Origin of the sequence: Acidithiobacillus sp. HP-11 (assembly GCF_015100075.1) — a bacterium.
In the GTDB taxonomy this organism is placed as follows: Bacteria; Pseudomonadota; Gammaproteobacteria; order Acidithiobacillales; family Acidithiobacillaceae; genus Acidithiobacillus; species Acidithiobacillus thiooxidans.
In genome coordinates this window covers 1-17,643 of the sequence record NZ_JACKYY010000050.1, presented here as the reverse complement: position 1 = coordinate 17,643, position 17,643 = coordinate 1, and the positions used below count along the sequence as shown (strand labels likewise).

The 17,643-nt window shown below is 53.1% G+C and carries 13 protein-coding genes; 7 read left to right on the top strand and 6 right to left on the bottom strand.

What is annotated here, in order from left to right; all coding sequences use genetic code 11:
* Positions 1 to 503: 503 nt before the first annotated feature.
* The 5 genes from H7F08_RS15755 to H7F08_RS12920 all read right to left on the bottom strand — a co-directional run bounded on the left by H7F08_RS15755 (position 504) and on the right by H7F08_RS12920 (position 10,963).
* On the bottom strand, positions 504 to 1,004 hold the full coding sequence (locus H7F08_RS15755; RefSeq protein WP_155270505.1) for a transposase: 501 nt from the start codon (positions 1,002 to 1,004) through the stop codon (positions 504 to 506).
* A gap of 177 nt (positions 1,005 to 1,181) precedes the next feature.
* Positions 1,182 to 1,628: a hypothetical protein gene (locus H7F08_RS12930; protein WP_075323833.1), complete on the bottom strand. Its 447-nt coding sequence runs from the start codon at positions 1,626 to 1,628 to the stop codon at positions 1,182 to 1,184.
* A gap of 44 nt (positions 1,629 to 1,672) precedes the next feature.
* On the bottom strand, positions 1,673 to 10,249 hold the full coding sequence (locus H7F08_RS12925; RefSeq protein WP_227487880.1) for a GH36-type glycosyl hydrolase domain-containing protein: 8,577 nt from the start codon (positions 10,247 to 10,249) through the stop codon (positions 1,673 to 1,675).
* Positions 10,250 to 10,439: 190 nt separating this feature from the next.
* Positions 10,440 to 10,568 (bottom strand): hypothetical protein, encoded by a 129-nt coding sequence (locus H7F08_RS15685; RefSeq protein ID WP_264318122.1) that lies wholly within the window; start codon positions 10,566 to 10,568, stop codon positions 10,440 to 10,442.
* Positions 10,569 to 10,633: 65 nt separating this feature from the next.
* Positions 10,634 to 10,963 carry a hypothetical protein gene (locus H7F08_RS12920; protein WP_193640760.1) on the bottom strand — a complete coding sequence of 110 codons (330 nt, stop codon included), beginning with the start codon at positions 10,961 to 10,963 and terminating at the stop codon, positions 10,634 to 10,636.
* 481 nt (positions 10,964 to 11,444) lie between these two features.
* On the opposite strand from H7F08_RS12920, the gene H7F08_RS12915 reads away from it, so the two are divergent.
* The 7 genes from H7F08_RS12915 to H7F08_RS12885 all read left to right on the top strand — a co-directional run bounded on the left by H7F08_RS12915 (position 11,445) and on the right by H7F08_RS12885 (position 17,267).
* Positions 11,445 to 12,314, top strand: coding sequence for a slipin family protein (locus H7F08_RS12915; RefSeq protein WP_010642624.1), 870 nt, complete (start codon positions 11,445 to 11,447; stop codon positions 12,312 to 12,314).
* A gap of 848 nt (positions 12,315 to 13,162) precedes the next feature.
* A complete protein-coding gene (locus H7F08_RS12910) occupies positions 13,163 to 14,692 on the top strand; it encodes an AAA family ATPase (RefSeq protein WP_193640759.1) in 1,530 nt (509 codons plus the stop codon).
* Positions 14,693 to 14,735: 43 nt separating this feature from the next.
* Positions 14,736 to 14,873, top strand: a complete 138-nt coding sequence (locus H7F08_RS12905; protein ID WP_158006132.1) for a hypothetical protein — start codon at positions 14,736 to 14,738, stop codon at positions 14,871 to 14,873.
* Complete coding sequence (locus H7F08_RS12900; RefSeq protein ID WP_193640758.1) at positions 14,870 to 15,769, top strand: metallophosphoesterase; 900 nt, start codon at positions 14,870 to 14,872, stop codon at positions 15,767 to 15,769. Before H7F08_RS12905 ends, H7F08_RS12900 begins: the two co-directional genes overlap by 4 nt.
* A gap of 25 nt (positions 15,770 to 15,794) precedes the next feature.
* Positions 15,795 to 16,136, top strand: a complete 342-nt coding sequence (locus H7F08_RS12895; RefSeq protein WP_031572440.1) for a hypothetical protein — start codon at positions 15,795 to 15,797, stop codon at positions 16,134 to 16,136.
* Between the two features lie 3 nt (positions 16,137 to 16,139).
* Positions 16,140 to 16,823 (top strand): hypothetical protein, encoded by a 684-nt coding sequence (locus H7F08_RS12890; RefSeq protein WP_031572439.1) that lies wholly within the window; start codon positions 16,140 to 16,142, stop codon positions 16,821 to 16,823.
* A 36-nt stretch (positions 16,824 to 16,859) separates the two neighbouring features.
* On the top strand, positions 16,860 to 17,267 hold the full coding sequence (locus H7F08_RS12885) for a hypothetical protein (protein ID WP_031572438.1): 408 nt from the start codon (positions 16,860 to 16,862) through the stop codon (positions 17,265 to 17,267).
* A gap of 128 nt (positions 17,268 to 17,395) precedes the next feature.
* Here the strand turns inward: H7F08_RS12885 and H7F08_RS15935 are convergent, their stop codons facing one another.
* Positions 17,396 to 17,509, bottom strand: coding sequence for a cupin domain-containing protein (locus H7F08_RS15935; protein WP_139112145.1), 114 nt, complete (start codon positions 17,507 to 17,509; stop codon positions 17,396 to 17,398).
* Positions 17,510 to 17,643 lie beyond the last annotated feature (134 nt).

Here is a 17,643-nt window from a genome sequence, read left to right as displayed (position 1 = left end):
GTTGATATGCAGGTCCAACCGCTTCTCCTCCAGCTTGAAAGTCACATCGTCCACCATCCACGGCGGAACCAACCCCAACGCCAAGGTAAACAGCTTGTCTTCGTCCATCATTAACCTTCCCTAGATCAGCAATGCCCTAAGACTACCGTACCCTCGTATCCACTCCAAGTAGCGAGGAGCCAGGTATAGCTGTAATGGGTCGCTAATATGGCGCCACCGAAGATCGTCTTAATGGCATCACTCCAATGTGCCAAAATTGGGGACCCAAACAGGCTCAAGACCGGACTTTTTGGTTGTTTCGCAACCGTTTTGGGGGTTCCCTGGCAGGGTGTGGGGGTCTGGTTTGCGCTAAAAATACCACAGGTGACCATGGTAATAGCCTCCGTGAGCGTTTGTGTGAAATATCCGGATAAATCTATCTGTTATAATGTCACCCTTTTGCCCTCAATGCTATGTCGGATGTTTAACCCAAATTTGATAAACAGATGCCGTCTTGATGACGCCTATGCAAGACCTTCTTCAGGTTCGCACGGCTGACCGGATTTGAGGACGCCATAGGCGATACGCAGGAGCTTGCGCATGGCGGCAATGATCACCTGCATAGGGCATTTAGCCCGTAACCGATCGAAAAAAGCGGCGATCACTGGATTGTACCGTTTGGCTACTACGGCCGGCAGGTACAACGCCTTGCGTAGAAAAACATAGCCTGCCTTGGCAATATGGCTGCTACAGACCCACTGGCCCGATTCGCGAATATGCGGGTTAAGTCCCGCATAGGCGTCGACCTGTTTGGTGGAATGAAGGTGATCATCCATATGATCCTGAATTTGTCGACGGACGGTATCCATTTGCTGATGGATGGTAAGCAAAAGGGCTTCAATGGACGCACGAGCGGCCGGCTCTGCCATTTCGAGGCGATTGTTTTCCATATTCTGCATGCCCAGAAGATCATCCAGACGCTGTACCAAAGCCTGGAGAGTCACAATGGCTTCTGTCGGTGGCACCCATGGGGCAGGTCAGTGCATCTGGCAATAGCGGGCAATGAGCCGAGCGTTCGCTTTGTCTGTTTTGGCCCGGGACAGCTCGGTTTTACCAAAGGCGTGAATTAAGGCTGGATTCATAAATGCTGATCAGCAACTGTTGTTGCACCAGAAAGTCTACTGCAAATCTGAATAAAACATCTATGATTTCGTCATTTTTTGATATATTCCGAGTCCAACCAATGCTAAAACAGATGCCAGAATAATGACAGCGGGATAGGGTAGCAATGAAATATTTTCTAAACCTGCCTTAAATAAAAAAACCAGCCCCTCGAGGCCTACAGAAATGATAATAATCACATAAATTTTTACCACACCTCCCGTTATTTCCTTCTGGCCTGGCGTAATTTGAGTTCTCGGAAGATAAATCTCTTCCTCGATAATGTAACGAACGACCTCGATAACTGCCATTGCTATGACCACTGAACTGATTGTACTCAGTAGAGTTTCTGATAGCGATTCGCCGAATCTCAAAGCATTCCATAAGTTCCATATGGACCAAGCCATCAGTGACCATGCTGTTAGAAAAAGCAGGCAGGCTGTAGCTATGAAGCTGATAGCAATTAGTTTTTCAAAGAATGGTTTCAACTTCTTTCTCCTTGCCTGGGAGCTTCGCTGTATTTGATCATGATTTAATCTAGGTAAACATCAGCTGTATGCTCGCGGCGATCATCCATGAGCGGAATCCTGTCCTGGGGTAATTCAGTACCATCCAAAGTAATGCGCACCACCTGTACGGACGAAGTGCTCATTCCATGGACGGTAATATGGTACATTGTGTCACGGTAGCGGTAGTGGACTTTGTAGGATTTCCAATCTGCTGGAATGCAGGGCTTGATATGCAGGTGATCAACTTCGAGCGACAGACCCAGCAAGGTTTCAATCGTTAACCGATACATCCAGCCCGCTGCGCCGGTGTACCAGGTCCAGCCACCACGCCCAATGTGCGGTGTGGCGCCATAAATATCGGCGCACATCACATAGGATTCTACCTTATAGCGGGCGATAGATTCTGCGCTACTTCCATGATGGACTGGATTGAGCATGTCAAACAACTCCCAGGCCCGTACTTTGTCTCCCATTTGGGCAAAAGCCATGGCGGCCCAAATGGCAGCGTGGGTATATTGTCCGCCGTTTTCGCGCACACCAGGTACATAGCCCTTAATGTAACCGGGTTCGAGTACTGACCGGTCGAAGGGTGGATTGAGTAACTGGATAAGCTGCGCATCGCGACGAATCAAATATTTGTCCAATGCTGCCATGGCCTGTCGTGCCCGCAAGGGATCACCTGCGCTAGAGAGGATGGACCAACTCTGGCTGATGGAATCAATTTGGCATTCGTCATTCGTAACAGAGCCAAGGGGCGTACCATCATCAAAATACGCCCGCCGATACCAGGCACCGTCCCAGGCATTTTTTTCTATGTTCTCCTGTAACACGGCCGCTTGTTGCACGCAAAGATCAACCATGGTGCGGTCACCCCGGCTGCGCGCGAGACCAGCAAACTGCTGGAGATTCTGAATCAAGAACCACGCCAGCCAGACACTCTCACCTCGACCCTCGTGACCGACCAGATTCATCCCGTCATTCCAGTCGCCACAGCCCATCAGAGGTAAGCCATGGACACCCAATCGCAAACCGTTTTTGAGCGCCCGAACGCAATGATCATAGAGGCTGGCGGATTCAGCAGAGCGCTGGGGTTGATCGTAGTAGGACTCTTCCTCGGAATTCAGTTCGCGGCCTTCGAGAAAATGAATGGGTTCGTCAAGAATGCCAGTATCGCCGGTAGCCATCACAAAGCGACAGGTGGCATAGGGTAACCAGAGATAGTCATCGGAAATATGGGTGCGCACCCCTTGGCCGTGGGGCGGGTGCCACCAGTGTTGGACATCTCCTTGACAGAATTGGCGCTCTGCACAACGGATCAGTTGCTCTCGGGCCAGTTCGGGAGTCGTGTGGATCAGCGCCATGCTATCTTGTAGTTGATCACGAAAACCGTAGGCCCCGCCCGACTGGTAGTAGCCGCTGCGGCCCCAGAGTCTGCTGGAGATGGTTTGGTAGAGCAGCCAGCCGTTTGCTAATACGTTCAGTGCAGGATCTGGGGTTTCCACATAGACCGTACCTAAGGTACGGCTCCAGTATTCCTGTACCCCGGCCAAAGCTTGCCGCGCATACTCTCTATTGGCGAAGCGGTCTGAATATTGCTGCGCTTCGTCGGTGCTGGCCGCAGTACCAAAAACAAACACGATTTCGCGCTCCGCGCCTTCAGCCAGGTGAATCGGCGTTTGTATGGCGGCACAGGGATCAAAACCCGCCCCTGTTTTATCTGACAGACGGCTGCGGTACAGTGCCGCAGCTTTGGCAAGGGTACCGTTACGGCCGATAAACTCGCTGCGGTTGCCCGTGATCGTACGCTCCCGTTCACTGGTCTGAACGAAAACGACCCGATGTCCGCACTCGCGCCCATAATCATTGTGGGCATACAGTGCACCGTTGTGCGGATCGCTTTCAGTGACGATATGCATCATATTGGCATGACGCCACTCGCCGAGCACCAGTTCCCAGTATGCCGTCAGCGAAAGCCTTCGCTGGCGCTTGGAATGGTTGTGCAGTTTGACCACTACGAATTTCACTGGCGCGTCCATCGCGACGTAAGTGGTCATTTCTGAAGAGATCCCCGACTCATAATGTTCAAAAATGGTGTATCCAAATCCGTGGCGGCACACATATCCGGACTGACCGCGAGCGGGTAGTGGAGAGGGTGACCAAAATGCTCCTGTGTCTTCGTCGCGGATATACAGAGCTTCGCCACTACTGTCACTGAGCGGATCGTTGTGCCATGTGGTCAGACGGAATTCATGGGCGTTTTCGACCCAGGTATAGGCGCCACCGCTCTCGCTGATGACCGTGCCGATGTGTGGGCTGGCAATCACATTGGCCCAAGGAGCGGGTGTATTTTGGCCCGGCTCCATACTGATGACGTATTCACGTCCATCGGCCGTGAACCCACCCAACCCGTTGAAAAAAATGCGTTCACGCGGAAGCAGAGGTTGTATTGTTTCGACGGCTGGGGGTGACTGCGGATTCAGCGGAGCAGGGAAGTGATCTCTTGGTACCCGCCGTTCCACCTGCTCTAGTAGGGAGTCGGCGCTGTCGGTGAGGATAATACGCGCGACGGTCTGGAACAGCACGCGATCCTCTTCAGAAAGTTCTTCGGCGCGGCGTAAGAAGACGCCACCGGGTTTGTCGATGACTTGTGCTTCCGGACCTGCGTGAATCAAGCCCATTATCTGATCTTGCAGCGTGGCCCGGTAGCTGGTGAAATCTTCGTTGACGATCACCAGATCGGTCGTCAGTCCTTTCAGTCGCCAATAGGCATGGGCCTGCAGTATTTGTTTTACCAGATTGATACGGTTTAATTGACTGAGGCGCAGCAGCACAATCGGTAAATCGCCTGATATCCCAAAGCGCCACAGGCCGGATTGTCCTAACTGATTACGGGCAATCACACTGGGCGCGGCCCGCCGCAGGCCACTGGCGTACACCACGGAATTGGCCAGGCGTCCAAACACCTGGGCATCGGCTTCACTGGCGCTCAGATGACGGAGCACTTCCTGACTCTGGAACCAGGCCATTTCAAAAGCACGTTCCACCAGGTGACGATCACCATATTTCTCCAGCAGGGCAATAGCGGCCTCACGCGTGTCAGCCATTCCAGAAATAATCTGTACCGTCGCGGACTCGTCTACGCCAAGCGTCAGCGTACGACGGATGGCCACAACGGGGTCTAATACAGGACCCTCGCTATTTGATAATGTAGCCTGCTGTAAGCTGTCGAAGACGCGCGGATGCTCGGCGGTACGACCACGGCCGATGAACTGTGCGCGATCAGTTTCGTAAGACGCTGCGCTGGCGGCAACTCCGGGCGCAGCAAAGAGATGAAACATCCAAGGCACTTGCTCGTCCGGCGAGCGACGACGTCGGGTACAGAGAATCGCATTGTGCTTTGACAGAATTTCGGTCTGAACGAATAAATTGCTGAATGCACGGTGGGCAAGGTCGGCATTTAACGGAGCGAGGACAATCTCGGTATAACTTGTTAACTCTATCTGACGAATGCGCGGGGAGATATTGGTGAGCGTCACACGGCGGATCTCCACATTGTCTTCCGGTGCAACGCTGACCTCCATATAGCTCTCTATCATTTGATCACGACGACGGTATTCCGCCCGTGCTTGGACGAAAATCGCCTCATAGTGATCGGCTTGGCTTCGGGTGGGTTGATGGGTCGTCGACCAAAAGCGTCCGGAATGACGGTCACGCAGGTAAATGAAGGTCCCCCAGGCATCTGTGGCGGTATCCTCGCGCCAGCGGTTCACGGCGAGACCGTCAAGATGGCTGTAACCGCTGCCGGCGTGGTTGATCATGATGTGGTAGCGGCCATTAGATAAAAGGTGGACTTCTGGCATGGACGTATCCGGATTGCTGTATACGCGCATTATTGCGGTGATTTCGACGCTGGACACGTTTGCCGCAGCGCTGACTTCAGCTGCATGGGGATGAAACGTAGCCTCTTGCCTGGGCAGACGCTCTTGCAACAATAACTGAGTGGCCTGCATGCCGGGATCAGATAAAAACCGGCGCTGCATTGGCTGATTGAGAAGGGCATGGGCAAAAGCCAGGAGACTCATGCCTTGATGATGCGCCATGAAGGTTCGGACAATGGCATGACTCTCTCCCGGTGGCACCCGGGATGGCGTGTAATCGATGGCTTCGTAAAATCCATAGGCGCCGAGAAATCCCTGCGCTGCAAGATTCTGCAAGTTGATGCAGGCCTCCCACGGCATCACAGTCAGTGCCAGAGCGCTGGCATAAGGTGCAACCACCAAATCATCGCCGAGCCCGCGTTTGAAACCAAGACCGGGAACCCCAAATGCCCGGTATTGATAGACTTGATGCATGTCCACGGCGTTGAAACAGGATTCCGATATTCCCCAAGGTACGCTGCGTTGGCGCCCATATTCTATTTGGCGGGAGACGGCCGCCTTGCAGGTCTGGTAGAGCAGTGTGTTGCGGAAATCCGGCATGATCAATTGCGGCATGAGATACTCAAACATCGAGCCGCTCCATGAAATCAGGCACAGTTCGCCGCCGTGGCTCGTCAACAGGCGCCCCAGCGAAAACCAATGCTTCTGAGGTGCTTGTCCTTGTGCAATAAGCAGAAAACTGGCCAGGCGTGCTTCTGATGCCAGCAGGTCGTAGCAGGATGGATCACGGCGCCGTTCCCCGACATCATAGCCAATGGCTAGCAGGTCGCGCGCAGGGTCGTAAAGAAATGCAAAATCCATCGCCGCCAACGCGTGGCAGCGATCCACCAACTGATCGATGACCCTTAACCGTTCTGCAGCAGCTGCCCGAGCGGCAGCCGTCCCGGTGGCAATACCATGGGCTAATTCGGTCAGTGTCAGGGTGTTGTTCACATCCCGCGCATCAGGGACGAGGATTTTGAGATCCAGCGCCAAAGCCTGACATTGTTGATAAAATGCCTGCGCCCAGTAAGCACAGTCGCTATCTGCCGGAACATCGGCGGGGAGTCCGTTCACGAGATCGCCGCTGATCCGTTGAATATCGGCAAGCTGGTGATGGGCATCCACCAGGGATGGAGGGCATCCGTTGAGCGTCATGGCAGACAACGTATCTTGCAGTGCAAGGACTTTGTTGGCCAGATCTGTCGTGGGGATGTCGTGGATGCATGTTGCCAACAGATACAGCGTATCCTGCAGGCCCGCAAAGGCGTTGTCCGGCAACACCGGATGAGTTTTGAGCGCGTTCAACCCTGCTTGGAGGGTGAGCAGGCAGCCGCCGAGGTTGCCGCTGTCCACCGCTGAGATATATTGCGGACTCAGTATTTGCAGGGTGCGCGTGTCATACCAGTTATAGAAGTGACCGTGATAGCGTTCCAGTTGCTCCATGGTTGTCACGGTGTTTTCGGTCAATTGGAGAAGCTCGCCGACAGTAATATAACCAAAATCATAGGCAGCCAGACTGGCCAGCAGCGACATGCCCATGTTGGTCGGTGAGGTTCGCGAGGCAATGGCCGTTGTTGGATACTCCTGAAAATTATCGGGGGGTAACCAGTGCTCCGCAGGGCCGACAAAGTCATCAAAAAACCGCCAGGTACGTCGTGCTGATAGCCGCAGAAAGCGTCGCTGTATATCATTCAGATCGGTGACACTGGTCCCCAACGGCTGGCTGATCCGCCATGCGATAACCGGTGAAAACAGCCACAGCCCTAAAATGGGCATGCTGAACAGTAACACCGAGGGCGAACTGGTCCCCAGGCTGGTGGCAGTCACCAAGACTATTCCGAGGAGGATGGCGAGCAGCGGAGCACTCCAGAGCTCCCTGAAAAAATCTCCGGGGGTATGACAGGCGTTACGGCTGCGGTACGAAGGCAGTTGCCAAAGCAACAATCCCCGACGGGTGAAAAGCATTCGTATGCCCGAACGCAGAATGGCATCCAGACTCATCACTGCGTCATAGGGCAGCAGTGCGACTGTCAGCAGAGCGGAGAATAGTGGGCGACTTGCCGAAGCCCTGGTCAAGGAGAGATGTGTTGCCCAGTCGAGGTCTTGAGGCTTGCGGAAGAGGTCGATGAGCGGCGAAAGCAGGACTGGCACGAGGATGATCCCGGTAACCAAGGTAGTCCATAACCAGGAGAAGGCCGGATCCAGGAGCCAGCCCCCCGCCAGCAGCAGCAACAGTGCGGATGACACCAGGCTGCGGCGGAGATTGTCAAAAATTTTCCATATCGACAAGCCGGATAGCGGATTGGTCGGACGCGGCGCCCGCATACCGTTAGCGGTTGGGACACCGGGTACCGACGGCAATAGCCAGCCGATAATCTGCCAGTCACCCCGAATCCATCGGTGTCGACGGGAGACTTCTGCGGTATAACTGCCAGGCAATTCTTCAATCAGGACGACGCTGGTCGCCAGTGCCGCACGGGCATACCCGCCTTCCAGCAAATCGTGACTGAGGATAAGGTTTTCTGGAAAACGGCCATCAACCGCCTGGCGGAAGGCATCTACAGCGTAGATGCCCTTGCCGATAAATGAGCCTTCGCTGAAAATATCCTGATAGACATCGGACACCTCGCGCGTATAGGGGTCAATCCCAGAATCCCCAGCCATGAGTTTAGTAAATAGCGATTGACCGGCGCTGGTCAGGTCGATCGCTACGCGGGGCTGAATGATCGCGTAGCCATCGACGATACGGCCTTTGTCGACGTCATATACGGCTTGGTTGAGGGGATGCGCCATATGACCGATCAGTGCCCGCGCCGTGTCACGGGGCAATTGGGTGTCGGTATCGAGGGTGATGACATAACGGATGCTGCTGAGGATGGACAGGTCGCCGACCTGCTCTGAGAATGCTGCCGCCTCCGCCGCCCCTCTCAGCAGCGCATTAAATTGTTCCAGTTTGCCGCGTTTGCGTTCGTAGCCCATCCACACCTGTTCAAATGGGTTCCAGACTCGGGGCCGGTGAAACCAATAAAACAGGCAGGGTCGATCATCAATATAGCGAGCGTTGAGGGTCTGAATAGCGACACGTGCGTAGTCGATCAATAAAGCATCTTCCGGACTGGTCTGCTCTGCCGCATCCCGAAAATCCGTCAGTAACGCAAAGTAAATATTGGAATCGCGGTTTCCGAGGTAGCGGATTTCCTGGGCCTCCAGCAACGCGTCAATTTCCTGTGGCGAACTCAGCAGTGTCGGGATAACGACCATGCAGCGGTGCGCATCAGGAACACCCTGCGAAAAATCCATCTGCGGCAAGGCGCCGGGCGCCATAAAAAGAGTGATCAGGCGATTTACCAGAGAAACCGCCAAAGCCGAAATACTCACAACCCCGACCATGCCTAGCCACCAGATGCGCCAGTCGGTGGGACTGAGGCTCTCAAGAGGGACGCGCAAAATTAAACTGATCAGTAACGTCAACAGGAGTATGGCGCTGATATACAAGGAAAGGCGGAGATGATCGCCCATTCGTCTGGCCGCTGACCGCCATTCAAAATGGCAGCCCATCGCCAGATCAAGACGCTGCCGACCCCGATCCAGCAGGTAATAGCCGACATGTGCAGATCGATCTTCTCTGCCTGTTTGCTGCGATGCCGCCTGGGCAAGTGCAATCGCTTTCTCCGCCACCGCCAGCTCATCACGCCCACTGCTGCGTGCAATATCTTCAATAGCGTGGCGATATCGATCGCGTGTTGCGAAATCCTGTCCGTCGTATATACCCATCGGGTCCTGGCGCAGGCTTTGTTCGACAACACTGTACGCTTCGACATGAATTCGCCAGTCCATAGCCGCGAGAAAATTCAGGCTTCCAATGCTGTTTGCCATGGATATCTGGTTGGCGGCGGAATTTCTGGCGGATACTTCAGACAACTGGGTCGCGGTTATGCCCTGTTCAAGTAATTTATGTTCGACCCACGTTTGCACGAATGCCATAGCGGGACCGTAGGCTTGCAATCTGGCGTAAAACTCCTCAACAAACGGCGCCGTCAAGGGCATATCTGCGTGCGCAAATTCGGCAAGTAGCTGAATCAGCAGTTTCGGCTCTTTTTCTGCGGCGGCGAGCATGCGATCCGCCCAGACCATCGCGGCATTGCGTTCCTCCCGCCGACAAGCAACGTTCAGACTAGCGCGACGCAGGTTTTCCAGTAACGCCAATTGCAGCATGATGGGGAAGGCCCATAATTCGCCCAGTGTTAATGCCGTAATGGTCTGATAAGCATGGATATAGGCGCTGACGTTATCTCCGTCGACGCGGGCATCCTGATGCGCAATCAATTCAGAGGCGAGGTCGTAGACGCGCGGGAACCCCGCCAAGCTGCCGGATTGTAGGCGTGGCAGTTGCTTGCCATAACCGACAGGCAAATGCCTTCGGGCCAGAATGATTTGCTGCTCAATGAGATAGAAATTATCAAGCAGCCAGATCTCGCCAGACAGTGTCCGCTGCTCAGCCTGCGCGGTCCCTACGGTGAGCACGTCATAAGCTGCACGTAGTACATCGGCATTGTCGGCCAAGCGGGGTAGCAGGCGATCTGGCCTAGGGTATGGATCAATAGCATGCTGACCAGCCAACATTACCGCATGTTGTTTCAGTTGTTCAACGCTGAACAGATCCGAGCGTAACAAGTCCATATCCGACGCATTGTTCAGGGCGTTTTTTACGCAGGATGAGAACTCTAATTTTTTTGTAGATATGACGTTCTCCTCGAAGGAATTTAGCGATACGTCAAGGCATCATCTATTCCTCTTCCACTTCATATGTAATGCAACATGTTCTCGTGACGGGACGCCCCCACCCTTTTTTGGCTGGGCGCCGCTGATTTCAGCGGGGAACGATGGTGGCACCCATATCGCTGGAATGCTTCTTGGCCTGTTTGGCCTGTTTTTTCTCTTTGGGTGTCATCGCCGGCTGCTTCCTGGTTTCTTTATTGCTTTTCTGTGCTTTGCTCATGATGGTTTCTCCTGTGCAGCTGCATGGAATATATGGTCAATCTGGAATAAGCTGGTTGTCGGACCTTAGTGCGACTTGCCCTGGTACTCTTTACCATTGTTCATAGCATCATTCAGTTCTGACTTGAGCTCTACTATATCGGCCGACTTGGCTCTCAGTTGCTGCGTTGTGCGAATGACGCCTGCCCGATCATGCTGGGCCTTCAGCCTGATAATCCTTTCTTCCAATCGGTGCTGTGCGATCTCATCATGGTGGAGGTGCTCGCGCATCTGAGCGATGGTCCTGTTATGCGTGAGTGGATAAGGGGTCGATGCCCTGCCCGTACTTGCCTGGGCTCCGGCAGCGACGCTGCCGATAAGTAGAATGCCAATAATGTTTGCCATCCAGCGGTTCATGAACATGCTCCTGTGTAGCGATGTATGACAAACCACCCGCCATGCATAACGCAGTATAACTTATTCCTAGTCGTGGCGTACGGTAAAAAATTCGTCAATTTCATTGACACGTCTAATTTCTAATCGGTAATCCGAGCCAGTAATGTTGAATTTGCTGATATTCACAAGGTGGATGACAAGGCAATCGGGATCAAAAAGGCAGAAACGGTCAAAATGCAGCATTCGTTAGCCATCAAGATCAGGTTTTGATCATCCCATATCGAGGATGTCGGATCGTTAATGTACCGAAGAATTGCCAGAATGTTGATTGTTTACATGGGTGGACAAATTTGACGGTGATTTCTGCTGAAAATTGACCAATCACAAGTGCTGTTTGACAGTCTTGACTCATGGGTCCATTGTGGAAAAAACGGTCTTATTTGCACCTAATTTGATAATTTTAATTATCCTTCATTGCATTCACGGATCCAAGAGGTGATACATGTCTGATATACTGCACGATGTTGCCGCGAACTTTATTATGCCCATAGTTGTGCTCGTAATTCTAGTAATTCTCATTAAGGCATCGGTAAAAATTCTACGCCAATATGAACGAGCCGTGATTTTCACTTTTGGTAGGTTTCAGTACGTAAAAGGACCTGGGTTGGTTTTTATAATTCCTTTTGTTCAGGAGATTGTACGGGTAGACTTACGAATACATGTCGTCGAAATTCCAGCTCAGGATCTTATTTCTCGTGACAATGTCTCAATGAAGGTTGATGCCATCCTCTATTTCAATGTGATAGATCCTGAACATGCGATTATCAAGGTGGAATCATTTGTACCTGCGACCATGATGCTTGCCCAAACTACGCTGCGTGCAGTATTGGGGCAGCATACCCTTGACGAGATGCTATCGGACCGAAAAAAACTCAGCGATGATCTTCAAGAAATTCTGGATACACAGACCAATACTTGGGGAATTAAAGTCAGTAATGTCGAAATCAGAACGATTGAGTTGACCGATGATATGATCCGTGCGATTGCCAAGCAGGCAGAAGCCGAACGTGATCGCAGAGCCAAGATTATTCACGCGGAAGCCGAGTTTCAAGCATCCCAGACCTTGGTGAACGCGGCGCAAATTTTGTCAAGTATTCCAGCGGCGATGCAGCTTCGCTATTTGCAGACGCTGACTGAAATTGGCGCAGAAAAAAATTCAACCGTCATTTTCCCGATGCCAATTGATCTCGTAAAGCCCTTTCTTGAACTAATGGAGAAGAATACAGCTACTCCACCCGTGATTGCGCCAAAAGCCGCACCGCCTATAGCAGAATCCGAAGCTATGCCAGTTCAGGTTCCTCCTATGGAATAATCCGACTTGCTCGGTATCAGATATCGCCTTTGAAACAGGTGAAACAGGCAAACATAGACCTAGGGATCGAAAGTGGGTTGAGATAGTGCTGCCCTTGAATCTGGCTATGGCGGGGTTGGCTTAAGTAGGGAGGTCTTTCTGCTAGGACTCAACAGCAGGTAATGACCTATAGGCATTCTCGGATAACGAGAGTGGTTTGAATCGCTGGGTATGTTTCTCTTCATTGCGAAAGATCCAGAAGGACATTATATGGGCTGGTGGCAATAGTATGGTGACCCGGAAGTGCTTACGGAAAATGCTACTCCTGTACAGGCGATGATGCATCGCCCTAAGGTCGAGTCAGGCCGAGGTTTTTACCGCCTCCGCAAATAAACGGTAGAATAGGTCTTTGGCATCACTAAGTCGATAATAGGATTCCGGCAATTCTCCTCACGCAATTGCACTGAAAACTCTCGCACGAGCCGCATTTCAGAACAGAATACCATTCCCTTTCCGCTGCTGAATGACTGCAATCAGTCTGAACCAGCCCTTCAGTAGAAGAACTGCAGGGCAGCCCAATCGGGTGGTGCCCAGTTAAAAGTTTCACAAAGCTTCCACCATTTCACTCTCAACCAGGCTTCATGAGGACACCCTCCCTGCAGAAATTCATCGTCCAGACCAGGCCATGGCGCAACAAAAGTCGTCAGGGTTGTTGGCATTGATGGCAGAAGGAGGAGGGGGCTTTCGGACAGGTTGTGCACCTAACGAAAAAATAAAAACCGCGTGTTGTTATAGTACAGTACACTTGACATATATGTACATATTAGATATACTACGCACTACTGTCTGTCCACAAAAAGGAGGCTGACATGACCACACCCTACAAAGATCAACTCCTCGCACTCGGCGAAAAACTCAAACGTGACGTAAAAGCCGCTGGTAAAAAGCGTTCAGAGGTTTTTCTGTCCATCTGGAATAGCATTGAACCAAACCTGCTGGGCAAGGATTTCGACCCGATGTCCGCGCGAGATCCCAAAACGCCCGTCGAACTGAGCCTGCGCGAAGGCTTGGTGGATATCGGACGTTGCTATTTGTCAGATGATGACCGCATGCCCAATGACCCTCAGGTTGCCGAACAGTGGTTGATGATCGGGGCAGAGTGGGGTTCTTTGATGGGCCAGATGCTGCTGTTGCAGCTCCATGTTGCTTCGGGCCAGACCGCCTACGATCCCCGCTGGTTACAAGCGTTTCGGAAATGGCAGAGCGAAGAGGAACGTGGGGATTTCCTCTGGAAGAACCAGAATCGGCGCTTCGAGAAGCTGTCTTCGGTGGCTTTTGAATTGGGTTTAAGAGCGGCTATTGCCCTACAGGACGCGGCCTTGGCGAAAGAAGTGTCGGACTGCATGCAGGCGGCCTCTTGTGATGATCTGTCATTGATTGGTCTGCAATGGCAGGCAGAGCGGTTATTGACCCAGAATGAACCAATTCCAGAATACAGTCGGCAAATACTGGGTAGCATTACCCCCGGAAATGATGCCAAGGAAAATCAGGCATTGTCCCGCTTCAAAACCTTGCTTGGCCCGCTGCCTTTACAGACCTGGCCGGATAGTCCTTCCTGGGCGGAAGGTTTGCGCCAGGAATATCCCTGGATGGTGCCGGCCATAGACAAGCTCGAAAATGAATGGGCGCTGCATCATGTGACGGGGCATCCGGTATTGAAATTCCGCCCCCTCTTGCTGGTTGGCAATCCCGGACTCGGCAAAAGCCGCTTTGTGCAAAGTTTGGGGAAGACCCTGGGATTGCCCACGGCCTTTTTGATGATGGCAGGGATGAACGATAACATGATGCTAAAAGGCACAGCACGAGGGTGGAGCTCCGCACGGGCAGGTTATCTGGTCGATTTCATGCGCGAAAACCGTCAGGCCAATCCGCTGGTCTGTCTGGATGAAATCGAAAAAGTCGGTACCAGCAAACACAATGGCCGCCTATGGGAAACCCTGCTGACCATGCTGGAACCGACCACCGCCCGCTGCGTCACCGATGAGTATTTGTTGGGACCGGTGGATTATTCGGCCGTCAACTGGGTGGCCACGGCCAATGACCTGCGTGATCTGCCCAAACCCCTGCGCGCGCGCTTTACCATCATTCGCGTGGACGAACCCGAAAGCCGGGACTTTGATCGTATTTTTACGAACACCCTCCAGGATATTGCGCGGGATCTGGGCACGGAATCCTGGGCATTGCCCGCATTGCCACCAGAGATTGTCGAGGGCTTGCGGCGGCAGTTTCGGCGCAATCCCGGTTCACTACGGCAACTGGGGGTCACCACACGTTCTTTGCTGCAACTGGAGGCCAGGGCACAGATGGATAACGGGATAGCATCGCTTTACTTCCATTGAAGAAAATATGGCACGCTGCGGTGATCAGGATGTCGGGCCGTAGATGCATGGCCATACCCACCATGCCGTGGATTACCACATCGGTGCGGTGCGCATTTTGTCCAATGCCTTCGGATACCTGAGAGAAGGGACTGGTGTACAGTTGGATCAGGTGATTGAACTGGAGGAGAAAAATTCATGAACCCGCGTGTCATCATGCACCCAGCCAATCTACAGGGCCGGGACTTTATCGTCGGGGATCTGCATGGTCATCCCGATGTTCTCTACCGGCTCATGGATCAGGTAGGCTTTGATGTCGACACGGATCGCCTGTTCAGCGTGGGCGATCTGGTGGATCGGGGTCCAAACAGTGCCGCAGCAATGGATCTGTTGGATGCGCCATGGTTTTATCCGGTGCTGGGCAATCACGACGCCATGCTGCTGGCGACCTTGAATCTGAGCTGTTTGCGGGAGATGGAGCGGGCCGAATCCCAACGGACGGCGGACTATGCCGATCTTTTCAACCAAAACGGCGGATGGGATTGGCTGCGTCTCTATCGCAGTGAGGAACAACGCTTTGACCATTGGCGATCAGCCCTCGCACAGCTGCCATTGGTTCGCATCGTTGATGCAGAGAATACGACACCGGCAGGGCGTTTTCAGGTGCTGCACGCCGATCTGGCTGCAGAACGGGAGAATACGATGGCCGTGTGCTGGAATGATAATGATCTCGCAGAAGACACTCATCCCCGTTGGCAGGAAGCGCATCCGATCATCGGTTATGACGCAACGGGGACTTGGGAAGATCATTTATTGTGGGGACGGAGTTTGCGTTATGCTCTGTCCCATCAAATCCCCATCGTTCCGAACGCGTTATCCCGGACTTATGTGGGTCATACCATCACGCCACCCCGGGAAGGCCGTTTATTGCAGGTCGCCGGACATGTGTTTCTGGATACGGGTGCCGCCCATCTGGACCAGCCCGAAAAATATCGCAATCAGGGTTTGACCCTGTTTTGCCATCAGGAACAGCAGGGCTGGATGGCGACGGCCACCGGAATGGAGCGCGTAACGCTGGGAAATGTGCCCGTGCTCTAAAGAAAAATAAGGGGAGAAAGCACACATGGATATCGCCTTGGAACAAGCCCTGCGGCGGGATTATCCCGCACTGTACAGCCACTACCGGGAAAATCATTTCTGGTGCGAAGATGGCTGGTATCCACTGCTTCGCGCTTTGTCACAGAAGCTGGAAATCTACGCTCAAGAGCATGGCATCCGTATTCACGTCCATGAAGTCAAACAGAAATTCGGGACAATGCGTTATTATTATGGCTATGACGGCGTGCTGCCGGACCGGCAGAAACATGCCCTGTTTCAGATCGTCGAGGAATATGAGAATCGCTCCCGTCGGATCTGTGAGCACTGCGGTTTGCCGGGCACCTTATTGGTCCGTGACGGTTACTGATATGTGGCCTGCCCGGAACATGCCAGGGGTGGACTCACGCCCGCTGCCTTTCAAAAGTTGCAGAAATCCCCATCTCAACAAAAAGGATGGCCAACTGAAGGCTCTTCTACCGCAGGCCGGTCGAGCGCTGATCCGGAACAGGATGCGTCCACCTATCGACGTTATGTGGCTATCCGTCAGGCGCATTATGCGGAAGAATTGGCAGAAGCGCGAAAGCACTGTCATCATGCCGACACCGGAGCGCAGGTGCTGCATTATCTGGCTGGCAGTGTCGGTTCCGGTAAAACCCTTCTTTCTGAACCGCTGCGCCACGAATTGGGGATTGCGGAAAACGCCTGGGTCGATGTGGATCGCTATCTGCCACAGCTCCCGAAAGAGCATACCCATCTGGTCACAATTGCCCGTGCGGCCATTCATCGCTGGTTGCCTGATAGGGATGCCGCAGAAGCGGCCATGGGTCTGATTCCAGCCGCCAATGAACCGCTGCCGGAATTGCAGGTGGCCTATCTGCTTTCCAATGCGGACTGGCGACGGGGTATGGATACCCGCCAGAATCTGCTGGTGGAAACCACCTTCTTCCTTGCCGGCCGGTTTGATCAGGTGCTGGAAAGCGTTCGGGCAGGGGCGGTCATCGATCTCGATTATGTGGGAGTACATGATCTGGATACGCTGGCCCAGCGGGTGTAATTCCGTGCCCGAAATAGTGATCGGCAGGATATCCCAGTGACCCAGATTCAACGCAACCTGTTTGCTGGTTTCACCCAGGCCGCGCTGGTGGCACATCTTGCCCGCCGTCTGCGGGTTTATGATAACAGCAGCACGGTGGACCCGACGCCGACCGACTATCGGCCGCCCTTACTCCTGGAAATAGAGAAGGGTGTCATGATCCGGCAAAGTGCGGCGTCTTTGCCCTGGTGGGCAGAAATTCTGCGGGATGTAGCGATGGGAGCGGACCTAGGCGTGGATGTGGATGCCTTGTACCGGTGTCAGATCCTGACCGATGGTCTTCCTTGCTTCAATGGGGTAGCCGATGCGGGACGGGGAGCCTGCGGTAATTGTCTCAGGGGCCGCAAACCGGGGTTTTACCCCCGTTCATCTGGGTCAATATCGTGCTGTGCAATTTCAAAATGAGTCTTTCTGGTGCCTGTCAGGCTTTAAGCCTCGGAAATATGCGCAAGGTAATCTCTTCGTCGTGACTTATCGCTTCAACTGCCGTTTTAATCTAGCCGCGTTGCCCATGAATTTACTTTGTACTGTCGTCAACACTGAATCATCGTGCTAATCAGGTCTAGAGATGTGAAGATATGCGGATACCAACCCCCTTCGGGGTGCGGTTGAAGATCAAGCTGGTGGATGATTTTCTGTGTGGACATGGTTAAGAATAAAAGGCGCTCTTCAACCCAACAGCTTTGCCAAATCTTCTGCTTTCAGGTGGGTGTACCGTTTTAACATCTGCAAGGTTTTGTGACCAGTAATGCTGTCTCTTATACACATCTCCGACCCCACG

What these genes read in the sequence shown, in the direction of transcription:
- H7F08_RS12925 (WP_227487880.1), bottom strand. Translation starts at nt 10,249, where the DNA reads ATGGACTTGTTACGCTCGGATCTGTTCAGCGTTGAACAACTGAAACAA.
- H7F08_RS15685 (WP_264318122.1), bottom strand. Translation starts at nt 10,568, where the DNA reads ATGAGCAAAGCACAGAAAAGCAATAAAGAAACCAGGAAGCAGCCGGCG.
- H7F08_RS12920 (WP_193640760.1), bottom strand. Translation starts at nt 10,963, where the DNA reads ATGAACCGCTGGATGGCAAACATTATTGGCATTCTACTTATCGGCAGC.
- H7F08_RS12915 (WP_010642624.1), top strand. Translation starts at nt 11,445, where the DNA reads ATGTCTGATATACTGCACGATGTTGCCGCGAACTTTATTATGCCCATA.
- H7F08_RS12910 (WP_193640759.1), top strand. Translation starts at nt 13,163, where the DNA reads ATGACCACACCCTACAAAGATCAACTCCTCGCACTCGGCGAAAAACTC.
- H7F08_RS12905 (WP_158006132.1), top strand. Translation starts at nt 14,736, where the DNA reads ATGCATGGCCATACCCACCATGCCGTGGATTACCACATCGGTGCGGTG.
- H7F08_RS12900 (WP_193640758.1), top strand. Translation starts at nt 14,870, where the DNA reads ATGAACCCGCGTGTCATCATGCACCCAGCCAATCTACAGGGCCGGGAC.
- H7F08_RS12895 (WP_031572440.1), top strand. Translation starts at nt 15,795, where the DNA reads ATGGATATCGCCTTGGAACAAGCCCTGCGGCGGGATTATCCCGCACTG.
- H7F08_RS15935 (WP_139112145.1), bottom strand. Translation starts at nt 17,509, where the DNA reads ATGTCCACACAGAAAATCATCCACCAGCTTGATCTTCAACCGCACCCC.